Raw genomic sequence first — 14,715 nt, forward strand, 5'->3', positions numbered from 1 at the left:
TGAATCAAAAAGGGCTGCTATTCAGGATCAAAGCAGCCCTTTTGACTATTTTTGGGGAAATACTATTCAATGATTTGCAGTTCTTTCGGATAAGAGGTCAATATTTCAGCACCTTTTTTGGTTACGAATATCTCGTCTTCAATCCGAACACCGCCTGCATCCGGTACATAAATACCCGGTTCAATGGTGAAACACATGCCTTCCTGAATCGGCAAAGGGTTTTTTCCATGCATGGAAGGGAACTCATGGACGTCAATCCCTAAGCCATGGCCTATACGATGGGTAAAATATGATCCATATCCTGCGTCATCAATCATTTTCCGTGCGGCCTGATCAATTTTTCCGACAGGTACTCCCAATGAGACGGTGTTGATCGCCTCTTTCTGTGCAGTCAATACCGTATGATAGATCTCCTTTTGAACATCAGATATCTTTTTGTAGGCTACGGTTCGGGTGATATCGGAACAATATCCTTCGTACACTACGCCGAGGTCAAACAGCACAAAATCTCCTGGCTCAATCTTTCGGCCGCCGGGAGTTCCATGGGGGGAGGCGGTGTTTGCCCCTGTCAGGACAAGCGTGGAAAAAGACATCTCCCTTACTCCTTCACGCTTCAGGGCATATTCGATTTCAGCAAGAAGTTCCAGTTCTGTTTTTCCTTCCTGTATTCCTTCAATGCCTGTTTTAACCCCATAATCAGCCAGTACCGCTGCCTGTTTTAACAGGTTAAATTCTTTTTTGTCCTTCAATAAGCGCAGTTCATTCAAAATCGTCTGGGCATCTTCAAGGACGCAATCGGGCATTATTGATTCAATCATTTCTTTTCGGTCCACGGTCAGCTGGTTTTTCTCAATGCCCATCGAATAGGGAGATTTGCCGGAAGAATGCAGATAGGCTTTAAACTTGTTCCACGGGTCGGTCTGATCATCATATGTAAGTAAATCGCCTTTCCATCCGGCCTGTAGGGCATCCTCCTTTTCCAGTTCAGGAACAATGAGGACAGGACCGGTCTGATCGGCGTAAAGGGCAATCAACCGTTCGTGGGGGTTCGTCAGAAAGTTCGTGAAGTAATAAATGTTTGCTTTCGATGTGATGAAAATACTATCCAATCCCCTGTTCCTTATTATCTGCAACAAGCGGTTCAGTCTCGATTCCATGGTGGTGTCACCTCTCATCATTTTGAATGTCTTTAAATAGACTTTACCAGTATGAACCGAAAAAAGAAAGGGAATGCGAATATTTCTCTTTTTTTTAAAAAAATGAAACGTGATATCCCCTTTTGTCGTACTACTTATCAGATGGATCGATCCTAAAATTGAGGTGAATGATTGTGGGCCTGTTTTCTAATCTTTTTGGCAAAAAAAATCAAAAAACTGATCACACTGTAAAGGAAAGAAATTTGCTATCCATAGAGGTAGGTGATATCGTAACCTATGATTTAATAGACTATGAAGTGGTGGGCAAAATCACATACCGTGATCACGGCTATGAATGGTATGCCTATCAGCTCCTCGGGAATGGGGGTACGATCTGGCTTGCTGCTGAAATGGATGATGAATTGGAAGCGGGGATATACCGCAAAATTACCCTGCCCGTTCATGAACCGTTTCCGCAAAAGATCGAATACGACGGCAAAATGTTTTATCTTGATGAAGAAGGTCATGCGAATGTTACCGGAGAAGGAAGAAGCAAACAGGTCAATGGACAGAGCATCCATTATGCCGATTACTGCGATGAAGAAGAGGAACATTTCTTAAGTGTGGAAAAATGGGGTTCCGATTTAGAGGTCAGTTACGGATACCCTATTGAAGAATATGAAATGAAAATTATTGCAGGTTCAAAATAAAAGGAGGTCGTTTTGATGTTTAAATTTTTCAAACGTGTGAAAACCGTTGTCAGCTCTGAATTAAACGCTATGCTGGATAAAGCGGAAGATCCAGTGAAAATGCTTGATCAATTCATGAGGGATATGGAAGAGGATATCCGTGAAGCGGAAAGCAGCGTGGCCAAACAGATCGCCAATGAAAAAATGCTGAAGAAGAAATATGATGACGCGATGGCACTGGTTGAAAAAAGACAAAAGCAGGCCGAAAAAGCGGTGGAAGCCGGAGATGATGACCTGGCGAGAAGGGCACTGGAAGACAAGCGCAACCATGAAGAACAGGCTAACCTGTTAAAGGAGTCATGGGAGAAGGCTAAAGCTGATACTCAGGCACTTCGCCATAAGCTTGATGAAATGAAAAGAGAATATCAGGAGATGAAACTGAAGAAGGATTCTCTGAAAGCCCGCGCTGAATCCGCGAAGACAAGAACAAAAATGAACCGGGCTATGTCATCCATCAGCAATGATGAGGCAAAACGGGGATTTGAGCGAATGGAAGAAAAAGTGATGCGTTATGAAGCAGAAGCTGAAACGAGTGAAGATTTGTCATCCGAAAGCCGCTCCCTCGATGATGAGTTTGAAGAACTGGAAAAGGGAAGCGCAGTAGATGATGAACTCGCTGCATTAAAAAAGAAAATGAATAAGGAGTAAACAAGCAAGCGGAACTCGAGCCGTACGCTTTAGCCTTAATGTCCTGGAGGCAGAAGCGGGGAAGCTGAAGAGGCTGCTCATGGTGAGAATACAGGTGCTCGTCCGCAAGCGACACACAATCCGAAAGAAAATGACAGATACCCTTAATGAGAATTGGCCGTCTTTAGGTTCCTGAGACAGGCCAATTCTTTCTGACATATATACAGAGAAATGAACAGCCTTTAGTAAATCATTCCGTCCTATGCAGGATTTTGATCACAAAACGATTGTTTCTTTAGTGCACTCATCCTGATCCGAGGGGAGGGAGCAAGTTGAGGTTTAAGCTGATATCCATGATCATTATGTCTGGTCTGGTGCTTTCAGCATGCGGTTCAGACTCCAAGGTTAACCAGTACATCAGTGGAGAAGCTGAACGGGGCATTTCAGCATCGGGGACGAACGAAATTAGCGGACCGTCTCTGGAGGAACTGGAAGAAAAGATCAGCAACAACCAATACAGCAACATTGAAACCATGCTGAAAGACCTATTTCCAGTAAGAGATGTGATTTCCGAAGGCTCCGACCAGCAGGTAACCATATTTCAGGCCAGGGATCTGACAGTCGAGCAACTTTCCGATAGGATTGCAGAAAGCATTCCGCCTCAAAAAGCTAGTGAGATCCAGAATAATGAGCAAATATTCATTTACCCGGAAGGCATATTAACGATTAAAGAAGACCCGAATGAAAACCAAATTCTTTTGCTAGAGTTTGCTACACTTGATTTTGTTCGGGATCATTATTCACCGAACTATTTTAATGGATTTTTTGCCCTGTGGGTGCTCGATGAGGTGCTCGATGTCGACGACTGGGGAAAAAAGAGAATGAGTAAATGTACAGCCGGGAATTGTTATGAAGGTTATCCAAAAACCGATAAATATCGGTCCGGTAATGTGGGATCTCTGCGCGGAGCATCCTCGAATACACGGGGAGGCGGTCCGGGATCTGGAAAATAATGAAGGAGGTTGTAAGAATGGAACCTTTTGTGAGTACGTTCTTATATTTTATTCTTTCAATCATTGTCATTGGAGCAGGTCTGTTGATTTTTGAAATGGTGACAACGAAATATAAGGACTGGGAAGAGATTGGAGACGGAAACCAGGCCGTTGCACTATCCATTGCAGGCAAAGTGATTGGTATCGGAATTATCCTATCTTTTGCCATCTATCATAGTGCGAATCTCCTTGAGGTCATCATCTGGGGCGGTTATGGCGTTGTTTTACAGATTATTGCCTATTTTGTGTTTGAATTATTAACGAGGAAATTTTCCGTTGAGGAGAAACTAAGAGAAGGAAATGTGGCGGTAGGAATGGTAGCCCTTGCTGTATCCATTGCACTTGCTTTTGTTGTCGGAGCTTCCATCACCTGACCATAAAAAATCCTTGCCTGTTGTTCATTGGGCAAGGATTCTATTTTCTTACCACCGTGCAGCGCTCCAGGTTAGAATGGATTTTCTCATGAAGAAGATGCTCATGATCAATGTTGATCGGGAGATAGCCCTGATCCAGGAAATGAATGTTTTTTGAAGGGAATGCTTTCATACGGAGTGATGATCTTTGGAATTAAATCCAGAAAGAAAAAGCAGAATCATCTACTGGTCTTCAGGTATCGTTTCCATCTGTGGAATTATTTTCGAAGTGTTATTCGGTGCTTTAGGATCATATATATTAGGGGATGGTGTAAAACAATATACGTTAACCATTTCCTTGTTTTTAACGGGCATGGGGATTGGAGCGAGCCTGAGTGAGCGGATCTTAAAACAACTGATTTTGGCCTTTGTTTGGATTGAATATTCCATTGCACTGATTGGTGGCTTTTCCAGTTTCATCATGTTCGGGGTGACAGCTTATTTGCCTTCAGGATCAGATGCCCTGTTTTTGTATCTGGTTACATTTATCATAGGTGCCCTGACAGGTGTGGAATTACCTGTTCTGATCCGTAAAGCCAATGAGCTTGGGGTAGCTCTGAACAAAAGTACTGCCCGGGTCTTGTTTTCGGATTACGCCGGCGGGTTAATTGGTGGTCTGCTTTTTGTCTTTTTGCTTCGTCCAGAGCTGGGAATGGTCAAAAGTGCCTTTTTCGTTGGGTGCATTAATCTGGCAGTAGCCCTCTGGATTCTCATCGTTTTTAAGAAAGAGATCAAAGCCTGGAAAACCCACAGTGCGGTCGGACTGGGAATCGGGGTTTTGCTGGTTGGCGGCCTGTTTTTCGGAGAACAGCTGGCCTTTACTTTTGAACAGAAACTCTACCGGGACCCCATTATTTATATGGAAGAATCGAAATACCAGAAAATTATCCTGACAAAGGAGCAGGGAGATACAAGAATGTACCTAAACGGTTCCCTGCAATTCAGCTCAACGGATGAATATCGGTATCACGAAGTGCTGGTTCATCCAGCTATGGCATATGCAGACAAACATGATCAGATACTTATTCTTGGCGGCGGAGATGGGTTAGTGGCGCGGGAACTTTTAAAATACGATGATGTGAAACAGATTACTCTGGTCGATCTAGATCCGGCAGTCGTGAAACTGGCAAACAGCAGCCACCATTTGCTGAGCCTGAATGAAGGGTCATTGCTGGACCCAAGGGTTACGGTAATCAATCAGGATGCATTTGAGTATATGGAGCATACGGATGAATGGTACGATGTAATTCTTGTTGACCTTCCTGATCCGAATAACGAAAGTCTGAACAAATTATATACAAAAGAATTTTACTCTCTTCTCCGCAATCACCTTTTACCCGGGGGAGCGTTGATGATTCAGGCGACAAGCCCGGTGTTTGCCACAGAGGTGTACTGGACGATTTCAAAAACAGTGGAATCTACCGGATTGTATGTTGAAAATTTCCATGTAGATATACCAAGCTTTGGGAACTGGGGATTTGTCATGGCTAGCAGGAATCCCATTACAGTAAATGAACTGTCGATCGATGTTCCTACCCGCTATTTAACCACAGATCTCTTAAACAGTCTAACGGATTTTGGAAAAGATGAAGACGATCGGATCTATAAAGGTGACCGTCGGGTTGAAATCACTCCAAATACGTTGATTGACCCTCATTTAATTGAAAAATATGAGAAAGCCTGGTTAAATTATTAAAGGGTTTAGGCAGTTTTTTATCGAATGTAAAAAAAGAAAACAATAGGAATGGGAGGAAAAGCAGCGATGGAAGTTTCCTATCATGGTCATTCGGTAGTGAAAATTGAAACGGCCGGAAAAACAATCTTGATCGACCCATTTATGAACGGGAATGAAAATTGTGACCTGAATGCCGATGACGTAAAAGCAGATGTGATTTTACTTACCCACGGTCATAATGATCACGTCGGGGATACAGAAACCATTGCCAAACGAAATCATGCACTCGTTGTCGCTCCCAATGAGCTGGCAGTTTATTTAGCATTTAAAGGATTAAACACCCATCCAATGCATATTGGCGGAAGTTATCAATTTGATTTTGGCAGGGTAAAATATACTCCGGCATTTCACGGATCAAGTTTTGTAGAAGAAGAGAGCCAAAACATTGTTTACACAGGTATGCCAGCCGGGATTTTGTTTACTGCTGAAGGTAAAACGGTTTATCATGCAGGGGATACGGGCCTGTTCTCCGATTTGAAAATGATTGGCGAACTGAATGAGATTGATCTGGCATTCCTGCCAATCGGCGATAACTTTACGATGGGGCCGGAAGATGCGGCTCTAGCCGCTGAATGGCTTAAGGCCAAACGGGTTGTGCCTATTCACTATAACACATTCCCGGTTATTGAGCAGGACCCCCGGACTTTTGTGGATCAGTTAAAACCAGGAATCGGAAAAGTAATGAAACCAGGAGATATTATACGTCTATAACAAAACAATAAGCCCTTGTCTGTTTGTCCTACAGACAAGGTTTTTTATTGGTCATAATGTAAAAATGTCTGCACCTCAATTGATTTCCATGTATGGACTTGAAAAGAAACTCATACACTCTAACAGTAAGAAATCCGTTAGGGGGAAGTTCCAATGAAAAGGTATGCCTTTTTTCGTCTTTTATTTGCTTTTTATTTATTGTATTTTGCCTTGCCTGATGCGGAAATATATGATTCTTCGCTGGAGGGGATGTTCTGGGGCAGCTGGTTATTATTCTTTTTTTTCGTTGTTGGGGCTAATCTGGCAAGACTGCTCCAGATTTCTTTTGGAACCTTGATGCCACAATCTGATTCAAAACCGGATATTCAGAGACAAAATTGAAGCTTTTGCCTGACAATTGTATAATACAGGTATAAATAGTCAACATTTGAAAGTATGGTGAGCATGGTGGCGACAAAACACGAGCAAATACTACAGCATATTGAATCACTGGATATCGGACGCAAGATTTCGGTAAGACAGATTGCTAAAGACCTTCATGTCAGTGAAGGGACTGCTTACCGTGCCATAAAAGAGGCAGAAAACATCGGATTGGTCAGTACTATTGAACGGGTAGGAACGATTCGGATTGAACGGAAGAAAAAAGAAAATATTGAGAAGCTTACTTTTGCGGAAATTGTAAACATAGTGGATGGACAGGTACTCGGCGGAAGAGAAGGTCTGTACAAAACGCTGAACAAATTTGTCATTGGGGCCATGCAGGTAGAAGATATGATGCGCTACACGGAAGCAGGCTCCTTGCTCATAGTCGGTAACCGGGTGAGAGCACAGGAACTTGCTTTAAAAACAGGAGCAGCTGTTTTAATCACCGGAGGTTTTGATACAGAAGACTATGTCAAGCAACTGGCTGATGAGAAGCAGCTTCCAATTATTTCGTCCAGTTACGATACCTTCACAGTGGCTGCAATGATTAACCGGGCGATTTACGATCAGCTGATCAAAAAGGAAATTATTATAGTGGACGATATATTTATACCCTTCGAAAAGACATTCTACTTAACGACCCGGGACCCAGTGAAAAAATGGCATGAGCTAAATGAGGAGACCGGACATAGCCGTTATCCGGTTATTGATGAAAACCGGAGAGTCGTGGGAATGGTTACATCTAAAGACGTTATTGGAAAGGATAACCTGCTGCCCATAGAGAAGGTCATGACAAAACATCCGATTACCGTACAGACGAAAACATCTCTTGCCAATGCGGCCCACACGATGGTATGGGAAGGGATTGAACTATTGCCTGTTGTAGATGCCCATCACAAGTTTCAGGGAGTGATTTCCCGGCAGGATGTCATCAAAGCTCTTCAGCATATTCAGCGTCAGCCTCAGGTAGGAGAAACAATTGATGACATCATTTCAAATCAGATCGAAATGAGCCATGATGCAGAACCGGAATATCGTTCAGAGATTACTCCTCAGATGACCAATCAGTTGGGGACCTTATCCTACGGTGTATTTACCTCATTGGTTGTGGAATCCGGAAAGCGTCTTTTGAGGAAATACAAAAAAGGGGATATGGTAGTCGAAAATTTATCCATTTACTTTATGAAACCGGTTCAGCTGGGGAGTGAAATTGCCATTCAGCCCCGAATACTTGAGGTGGGAAGAAAGGTTGCCAAAGTGGATGTGGAAGTTCACACGAATCAGTCACTGGTGGGAAAAGCTTTTTTGATGGTCCAGTTTATTGACAGGTAGGTTCATGCAGGGAATGAAATATCCGAACTTTATTCCATTGCCACATAGAATGAGTTCGGATATTGTGCTTCGTCATGCCTGTTTTACGAAAAGATTTTACCATAAAAATGAATACTCTCTTAGGTGGAGTCATTTAATGAATCCTAAAATTCCATGAAGGCTGTCGAAACGGTTTGGACCTGGAAGGGGTTTTCATCCAATTTTTATCCTTGTTCAGTTTTAATCTGTTCCCTAAAGTACCTGAACAGCTTTGCTCCATAGTATCCCTGCAGTCCGCCAATTAATATAAAAACAACGCCAATCACCAGGGAGAATTTCCCCTGAAAAATAAAATATTGATAAATCCCAAAAAAGAATACAAACGCACCAAGGGCCATCCGTGCTTTAGCGTTGGTATAATACATCTCACGGGTATCTTTTAGTGTTAATATTTTTACTTTAAAATAAAGGTAGAGAATAAGGGATACCGCGACAATAACCGGTAAAGCAATCATTTTTGCAACGACTCCTATCACTTTTTTTCTTTTTCTATTGTACAGGTTCTTCAGGGGTTTTGCCACCGTATGTTAAATGTATTAAGATACATAGTATAATGAGATAAAGAGAGGCGTTACATGATTATGTCGAAAATGGAAATTATAGCAAAGATTAAGGAATTCGATACCATTATATTGCACCGTCACGTTCGTCCAGACCCGGACGCATACGGTTCCCAGGGAGGACTTGCAGAGATGATTAAAGCTTCTTTTCCAGAAAAAAATGTGTACATGGCAGGAAAAGAAGACCCTTCACTGAGCTATCTGGCAAAATTGGACGACATCGAGGATCAAACTTATTCGGATGCCCTTGTCATCGTTTGTGACACCGCGAACCGGGAACGAATCTGTGATGAAAGATATCACATGGGTAAATTTTTAATTAAAATCGACCATCATCCAAATGTCGATTCTTATGGAGATATGATGTGGGTAGACACAGATGCTGCCTCAACGAGCGAAATGATATACGAACTCTATCTGGCCGGAAAAGAACAGGGATTGGTGCTGAATGAAAAAGCAGCAAGACTGATTTATGCAGGAATTGTAGGTGATACAGGGCGTTTCCTGTTCCCCAGTACAACCCCGAAAACCTTCCAGTATGCTGCGGAACTGGTCAAATATGATTTTGACCGGGAAACCCTGTATAATCAACTTTATAATACGAAACCTCACATAGCCCGTTTTAAAGGGTATATTTTGCAAAATTTCACCATTTCCAAAAATGGTTTAAGTGTCGTCAAAATCACAAAAGAATTGTTAGATGAATATGGCCTGACATCTGAAGAGACCTCTCAGTTGGTCGGCATTCTCGGTGATCTTGAAGGAATTCTGGCATGGGTATTTTTTGTGGAAGAACCGGATGTCATACGCATTCGTCTCCGTTCGAAGGGGCCGGTCGTAAACAAAATTGCCTCGAAATACAATGGAGGCGGTCATCCGAGGGCTGCGGGGGCATCCATTACGAAGTGGGAACAAGCAGTAGAGGTCATCAGGGATTTAGAGTTAGCATGCGAAAAATTTAAAATGCAACATAATTGATGAAAAGCCTGGCATGTTCGCCAGGCTTTAAACGTTCAAAGGGGCTATCCCTCAGGATACCCCCTTTTCCTTGCGGCCAAATTCTTTTTACATGACTCAAATGTTTTCAATTTCTCATCATCCGATCTGATATAGTAATTTTAATAGACTATTATCATTCAATTGACCTATCTACATGTACTGGTTCTGTTCCTGATGCATGTCTTCTTCTTTAATTGGGATAAACCAGACACCGTTTTCTGTTTGATCCATTAATACATTCATGTTCTGCTTTTTTAAGCGCCTTTTTAGCAATCGGATGAGTTCTTCGGTTTCAGCATAAGCTGTATAACCATTCCTCAATTGATTCATTTTGTTTTCTAATTGCTTATGCCTGTCAATGACCCACATAAAACTCACCCTTTCTTTAAGTAGTTTGTTTTTCTTTCTAATTTTATTGTAACCTATTTTTTATGAAAAATTCTGATTAATTATGAATTTTTTAAAAAAGTTCAAATATTAGTTTGCTATTTGAATTTTTACCTTGACACGCAATGTCTGACTGATGGTTAAAGTAGTGATTTTCGCATCATAAGAAAAATCATCTACTGAAAATGTTTTATTTTCTATGGCAGCAAAGACTAAGGATTCGTTTTCGGAAACAGAAGGTATGGTTTTGCCAATTAATGACCCTAATTCTTCTTTTATGGATTCTGTTAGCTGGTAAACGACAAAGCGGTCAAGCTTTAACTGTTCAGCATTCAGCAATTTCACATCAATTTTTTGTATGGTGAGGTTTTCTTTCGTTTTACTCTGTAAATTTTCTTTGTCTTTCGATAGTGTCTGGTTTTCCCGTTCGAGGTCATTAATTTTAGAATGGAGCTGAATGTTTTCTTCAATCCATCTTTCCGTTTGGCTGCCATACATATATAAAAAAATGATATATGCAATAATGGCTCCTATCACTGCGCCAGAAAAGAAGTATTGAACTTCCTTCTTTTTATAATATGCTGGAATATGCATTATGTGATTTCCTCCTGCGAAAACCATTCAATGACTAACATTCCAGATTTCACTCCGCCCATTGCGGTAATGATCAGTACGACCTGCTTGAACACATCGACCGTTGAACCTTCAAAAATTCCCCGTTCAAAATTCGCAATGGCATCAAATGTCCCGCCAATTGCAGCCACAATGGCCCAGACTCGAAGGCTTTTAGCTGTTCTCATCATCCAGGTAATCGGAGGTTCACCTGCTGCAAAAGCACCAATACTGCCAATAATGGCTCCGCCCGTTAACACCCCGAAAGCAATAAAGTAGCAATGAAAGAGAGAAACGACAAACCGTTCATCCATTCTGAATCATTCCTCTTGAAAAAGTTGTCTCAAATTTATTCTATGGGCTTGTTTCCATTCATATGATATTATTTCACCTCATCTTTTAATGGGATATAATATAAGAAGACGTAATTCTTAAAGAAGGCGTGATGACCATGGGATTTGTACATTTGCAGGTACATAGCGGTTACAGTTTTATGAGAAGCACCCTAACCATTGAAAACCTTGTGAAGGGTGCGAAAGCTAAAGGATTTCACGCCATTGCTCTCACCGATGAATATGTGATGCACGGGGCAATTCAGTTTTATCAAACCTGCAAACAATACAAAATCAAACCCATTATCGGGTTAAAATTGACCATAGAAGATGCTGATGCAAGTAGTCGATATCCTTTTATTGTGCTTGCCGAAAATGCAAAGGGTTACCGGAATTTGATCGCTCTATCATCAAGAATTCAAAGTCTGGAAAACCGTTCTCTCCCCCTTTCTGAGTTCCCGCAATTCAGGGACAACCTGACAGCTATCCTTCCCGTTCAGACATCCCCTCTAAAAAGCCTGCTGTGGAAGGATGAACAGGAAGAGGCCAGACGCTTTTTGGGGAATATAAAAGAACAGGCAGTTGCTGGCCGCTTCTATCTTGGAATTGAAGACCATGGCAGGGAAGAGGAACGGAAGCTTAACAGGCTCATTAGAGAAGTGGCCGCAGATGTTTCTGCAGAACTGGTGGCACTGCAGGATGTCCGCTATTTAGAGGAAGAGGATGCGTATGCATTCGACTGTCTGCAGGCCATCCGAGAAGGGAAAAAATGGAGTGTCCATAAACAGCCTGATACTCTCCATCATCATCTTGCCACTGAACAGGAAATGGTACGCAAGTTTCAGGGGGATTTTGATGATGCTTTGAAAAACACGGAACTAATCGCTGAACGTTGTCACCTTGAATTGACTTTTGGAAGGCATCTTTTGCCTGAATATCCCGTTCCGGAGAAAGGAATGACATCCGATCAGTACCTGGAAAAGATATGCCGGAAACAGCTTACCAAAAAATATAAAAACCCTTCCAGAGAAGCATATGATCGTCTTGAATATGAACTTCATATTTTAAAAGGTATGAAATTTAGTGATTATTTTCTCATTGTATGGGATTTTATGCAATTTGCCCGGAGGAAACATATATTAACCGGCCCTGGACGGGGGTCTGCTGCCGGATCTCTTGTGGCCTATTTATTGGACATAACTGAAGTGGACCCGCTGGAATACAATTTGCTGTTTGAACGTTTTTTAAATCCTGAGCGGACAAGCATGCCAGATATTGATATTGATTTTTCAGACCACCGGAGAGATGAAGTCATTAAATATGTGCAAAAAAAATATGGAGCGGACAGGGTTGCCCAGATCATCACCTTTGGCACCTTTGCTGCAAGATCTTTGTTAAGGGAATTAATGAAAACTATGGGAATCAATCAGGAAGATTCAAGGTTTTTGTTGAAAGAAGTGCCGCTAAATACGCCTTCGTTGTCAGCAGCCTTAAAAGAGTCAGATGAATTAAAACAATATGTTCAGCAATCTCCGACATTGAAGACGTTGTTTAAAATTGCCATTAAACTTGAAGGGCTGCCCCGTCATCATTCAACTCATGCTGCGGGGGTTGTAATCAGTGACCAGCCATTAACGGAATATATTCCGATTATGCAGGGACATGAGGATCTGGCACTGACCCAGTACCCGATGAATGACCTGGAAACTGTCGGACTTTTGAAAATGGATTTTCTTGGTCTCCGAAATCTGTCGCTGATTGAACGGATTGTTAAACATATACGGGAGCATGGAAGACCGGGATTTTCCATCAAAGAGATTCCGCTGACGGATAAGAAAACTTACGAACTTTTGGCTGACGGACGGACAATGGGTGTGTTTCAGCTGGAATCTGCGGGAATGCAAAACGTGCTAAAACGACTGAAGCCATCCGATTTTGAGGATATCGTCGCTGTCAATGCTCTATACCGTCCTGGACCAATGAATTTCATTCCCGATTTTATCAGACGAAAACACGGAATGGAAAGAGTGACGTATTTGCATGAAGATTTAAAACCGATTCTTGAGCCAACGTTTGGCGTGCTCATATACCAGGAACAAATCATGCAAATAGCGAATAAAATTGCTGGCTTAACACTGGGTGAGGCCGATTTGTTAAGGCGGGCAGTGGGGAAAAAGCAAAAACATATCATGGATGAAATGAAAGGAAAGTTTATAAAGGGGTGTGTGTCCAGAGGATATGAACAGTCTCTGGCAGAGGAAATTTTTGACTGGATTATCCGTTTTGCCAATTATGGGTTTAACCGGAGCCATGCCGTCGCTTATAGCATGATATCCTATCAACTTGCTTATCTGAAAGCTCATTATCCTGCTTATTTTTTTGCGGAGCTTTTAACATCTGTATCACATCATCAAGATAAAGTCTGGCAATACATGAAGGAGGCGCGGGAATTCTCACTTGAAATCCTCCCGCCATCAGTAAATCATAGTTTTGGTAAGTTTACGGTGGAAAACAATCATTTGCGCATGGCATTAACCGTCATCAAAGGTGTCGGGAAACAGGCGGCTGAAGCCATCATCAAAGCCAGAGGGAATGATCCTTTTAAAAATTTATTTGATTTTTGCCGGCGCGTTCCTCTCAGGATTGTTAATCGTCAGGTCATTGAATCGTTAATTCTTGCCGGTGCATTTGATGAAACCCATTCAAATCGGGCGGAACTTCTTGCTTCGATTGATCAGGCAGTGGAACAAGGGGAACTTTTTGGAGACTTAACGAATCAGCAAACTCTTTTTGAGGATGAATGGAATCTGGAAGTGCAATACACCAAAGCTGCTCCATTTAGCGATCTTAAACAGCTGTCACTGGAAAAAGAAGTTCTGGGCATGTATGTATCCAGTCATCCGTTATCAGGCAGGCGTAAGGATTTAAGGAAGCAAGGGGTCCTCACGCTGCAGCAGCTCAGAGACTTCAAAGGAAAAGTCATGCCCTTAACTGCTGTTGTTCAGGAGATCAAAGTGATTCGTACAAGAAGGGGGGACCCTATGGCATTTGTCACGCTGGCAGACGAAACCGATGAGATGGAAGCCGTGATTTTCCCGGATTTATTTCGCCAGGTTAAGCCATGGTTTCAAGAAGAAATCATCGTATCAGTCACAGGAAAAATTGAGGAACGAAATGACCGGACTCAGATTATCATTCAGAAAGCAGTACCTTTTCGGTTTGAAGATTTGTCCCGATCCCCCGAACAGGCCATTTATATCAAACTTCATGATGATGATGAACGAAAGCAAATGGCATTCTTAAAAGAATTGGCAGAAGCCTTCCCCGGGGATACACCTGTAGTTGTCCACTCCCAAAAACGAGGAGGGACATACAGGCTTGGTGGTGATTTCTATTTGAGACCGGAGAGAGAGTGCCTGCAAAAACTTAAGCATTTTTTTGGTAATCAACAAGTGGTCATAAAAAAGTTAAAGTAGCCGTCATGAAAGGGGGGGCAGGCATCTGGATGTTTTTATGCTCATTCCGGTGCTTGACACCTTTTGTGACCTCTATTATCTTTACATAATACACAGATCGATCGGTTTGTAGACCAGATACAGGACAAAATC

15 protein-coding genes are annotated in these 14,715 nt (G+C 42.1%); 10 read left to right on the forward strand and 5 right to left on the reverse strand.

What is annotated here, in order from left to right:
* Positions 1–62: 62 nt before the first annotated feature.
* The gene (locus EDD68_RS04895) at positions 63–1,157 is read right to left on the reverse strand and encodes a M24 family metallopeptidase (protein WP_132371137.1); all 1,095 of its coding nucleotides are present in this window, start codon (positions 1,155–1,157) and stop codon (positions 63–65) included.
* Positions 1,158–1,330: 173 nt separating this feature from the next.
* Here EDD68_RS04895 and EDD68_RS04900 point away from each other — a divergent pair, with 173 nt between their 5' ends.
* From EDD68_RS04900 to EDD68_RS04935, 8 genes are all read left to right on the forward strand, one after another.
* A complete protein-coding gene (locus EDD68_RS04900; RefSeq protein WP_132371274.1) occupies positions 1,331–1,846 on the forward strand; it encodes a DUF4178 domain-containing protein in 516 nt (171 codons plus the stop codon).
* A gap of 15 nt (positions 1,847–1,861) precedes the next feature.
* Positions 1,862–2,533, forward strand: coding sequence for a PspA/IM30 family protein (locus tag EDD68_RS04905; protein ID WP_132371138.1), 672 nt, complete (start codon positions 1,862–1,864; stop codon positions 2,531–2,533).
* Between the two features lie 311 nt (positions 2,534–2,844).
* On the forward strand, positions 2,845–3,525 hold the full coding sequence (locus EDD68_RS04910; protein ID WP_132371139.1) for a DUF4247 domain-containing protein: 681 nt from the start codon (positions 2,845–2,847) through the stop codon (positions 3,523–3,525).
* Between the two features lie 17 nt (positions 3,526–3,542).
* Positions 3,543–3,938: a DUF350 domain-containing protein gene (locus EDD68_RS04915; RefSeq protein WP_132371140.1), complete on the forward strand. Its 396-nt coding sequence runs from the start codon at positions 3,543–3,545 to the stop codon at positions 3,936–3,938.
* A gap of 187 nt (positions 3,939–4,125) precedes the next feature.
* Positions 4,126–5,673 carry a polyamine aminopropyltransferase gene (locus EDD68_RS04920; protein ID WP_132371141.1) on the forward strand — a complete coding sequence of 516 codons (1,548 nt, stop codon included), beginning with the start codon at positions 4,126–4,128 and terminating at the stop codon, positions 5,671–5,673.
* A gap of 66 nt (positions 5,674–5,739) precedes the next feature.
* A complete protein-coding gene (locus tag EDD68_RS04925; RefSeq protein ID WP_132371275.1) occupies positions 5,740–6,423 on the forward strand; it encodes a metal-dependent hydrolase in 684 nt (227 codons plus the stop codon).
* A 153-nt stretch (positions 6,424–6,576) separates the two neighbouring features.
* Positions 6,577–6,804 carry a hypothetical protein gene (locus EDD68_RS04930; RefSeq protein WP_132371142.1) on the forward strand — a complete coding sequence of 76 codons (228 nt, stop codon included), beginning with the start codon at positions 6,577–6,579 and terminating at the stop codon, positions 6,802–6,804.
* Between the two features lie 66 nt (positions 6,805–6,870).
* Positions 6,871–8,178, forward strand: a complete 1,308-nt coding sequence (locus EDD68_RS04935; protein WP_132371276.1) for a CBS domain-containing protein — start codon at positions 6,871–6,873, stop codon at positions 8,176–8,178.
* Between the two features lie 203 nt (positions 8,179–8,381).
* On the opposite strand, the gene EDD68_RS04940 is transcribed toward EDD68_RS04935, so the two are convergent.
* Positions 8,382–8,672: a YtpI family protein gene (locus tag EDD68_RS04940; protein ID WP_165902064.1), complete on the reverse strand. Its 291-nt coding sequence runs from the start codon at positions 8,670–8,672 to the stop codon at positions 8,382–8,384.
* Positions 8,673–8,798: 126 nt separating this feature from the next.
* Here EDD68_RS04940 and EDD68_RS04945 point away from each other — a divergent pair, with 126 nt between their 5' ends.
* Entirely contained in the window at positions 8,799–9,755 is a 957-nt protein-coding gene (locus EDD68_RS04945) for a DHH family phosphoesterase (RefSeq protein ID WP_132371277.1), read from the forward strand.
* Between the two features lie 171 nt (positions 9,756–9,926).
* Here the strand turns inward: EDD68_RS04945 and EDD68_RS04950 are convergent, their stop codons facing one another.
* The 3 genes from EDD68_RS04950 to ytrH form a co-directional block, all read right to left on the reverse strand.
* Positions 9,927–10,145, reverse strand: a complete 219-nt coding sequence (locus tag EDD68_RS04950; protein ID WP_132371278.1) for a YtzJ family protein — start codon at positions 10,143–10,145, stop codon at positions 9,927–9,929.
* A 108-nt stretch (positions 10,146–10,253) separates the two neighbouring features.
* A complete protein-coding gene (gene ytrI / locus EDD68_RS04955; RefSeq protein WP_132371144.1) occupies positions 10,254–10,757 on the reverse strand; it encodes a sporulation membrane protein YtrI in 504 nt (167 codons plus the stop codon).
* Positions 10,757–11,089, reverse strand: coding sequence for a sporulation membrane protein YtrH (ytrH, locus tag EDD68_RS04960; protein WP_132371145.1), 333 nt, complete (start codon positions 11,087–11,089; stop codon positions 10,757–10,759). Before ytrH ends, ytrI begins: the two co-directional genes overlap by 1 nt.
* 137 nt (positions 11,090–11,226) lie before the next feature.
* Here ytrH and dnaE point away from each other — a divergent pair, with 137 nt between their 5' ends.
* Complete coding sequence (dnaE, locus tag EDD68_RS04965; protein ID WP_132371146.1) at positions 11,227–14,583, forward strand: DNA polymerase III subunit alpha; 3,357 nt, start codon at positions 11,227–11,229, stop codon at positions 14,581–14,583.
* The last annotated feature ends 132 nt before the right edge of the window (positions 14,584–14,715 follow it).

This window comes from Melghiribacillus thermohalophilus (assembly GCF_004342905.1).
GTDB classification, from domain to species: domain Bacteria; phylum Bacillota; class Bacilli; order Bacillales; family Alkalibacillaceae; genus Melghiribacillus; species Melghiribacillus thermohalophilus.

What these genes read in the sequence shown, in the direction of transcription:
- EDD68_RS04895 (WP_132371137.1), bottom strand. Translation starts at nt 1,157, where the DNA reads ATGGAATCGAGACTGAACCGCTTGTTGCAGATAATAAGGAACAGGGGA.
- EDD68_RS04905 (WP_132371138.1), top strand. Translation starts at nt 1,862, where the DNA reads ATGTTTAAATTTTTCAAACGTGTGAAAACCGTTGTCAGCTCTGAATTA.
- EDD68_RS04915 (WP_132371140.1), top strand. Translation starts at nt 3,543, where the DNA reads ATGGAACCTTTTGTGAGTACGTTCTTATATTTTATTCTTTCAATCATT.
- EDD68_RS04925 (WP_132371275.1), top strand. Translation starts at nt 5,740, where the DNA reads ATGGAAGTTTCCTATCATGGTCATTCGGTAGTGAAAATTGAAACGGCC.
- EDD68_RS04930 (WP_132371142.1), top strand. Translation starts at nt 6,577, where the DNA reads ATGAAAAGGTATGCCTTTTTTCGTCTTTTATTTGCTTTTTATTTATTG.
- EDD68_RS04940 (WP_165902064.1), bottom strand. Translation starts at nt 8,672, where the DNA reads ATGATTGCTTTACCGGTTATTGTCGCGGTATCCCTTATTCTCTACCTT.
- EDD68_RS04945 (WP_132371277.1), top strand. Translation starts at nt 8,799, where the DNA reads ATGTCGAAAATGGAAATTATAGCAAAGATTAAGGAATTCGATACCATT.
- EDD68_RS04950 (WP_132371278.1), bottom strand. Translation starts at nt 10,145, where the DNA reads ATGTGGGTCATTGACAGGCATAAGCAATTAGAAAACAAAATGAATCAA.
- ytrI (WP_132371144.1), bottom strand. Translation starts at nt 10,757, where the DNA reads ATGCATATTCCAGCATATTATAAAAAGAAGGAAGTTCAATACTTCTTT.
- ytrH (WP_132371145.1), bottom strand. Translation starts at nt 11,089, where the DNA reads ATGGATGAACGGTTTGTCGTTTCTCTCTTTCATTGCTACTTTATTGCT.
- dnaE (WP_132371146.1), top strand. Translation starts at nt 11,227, where the DNA reads ATGGGATTTGTACATTTGCAGGTACATAGCGGTTACAGTTTTATGAGA.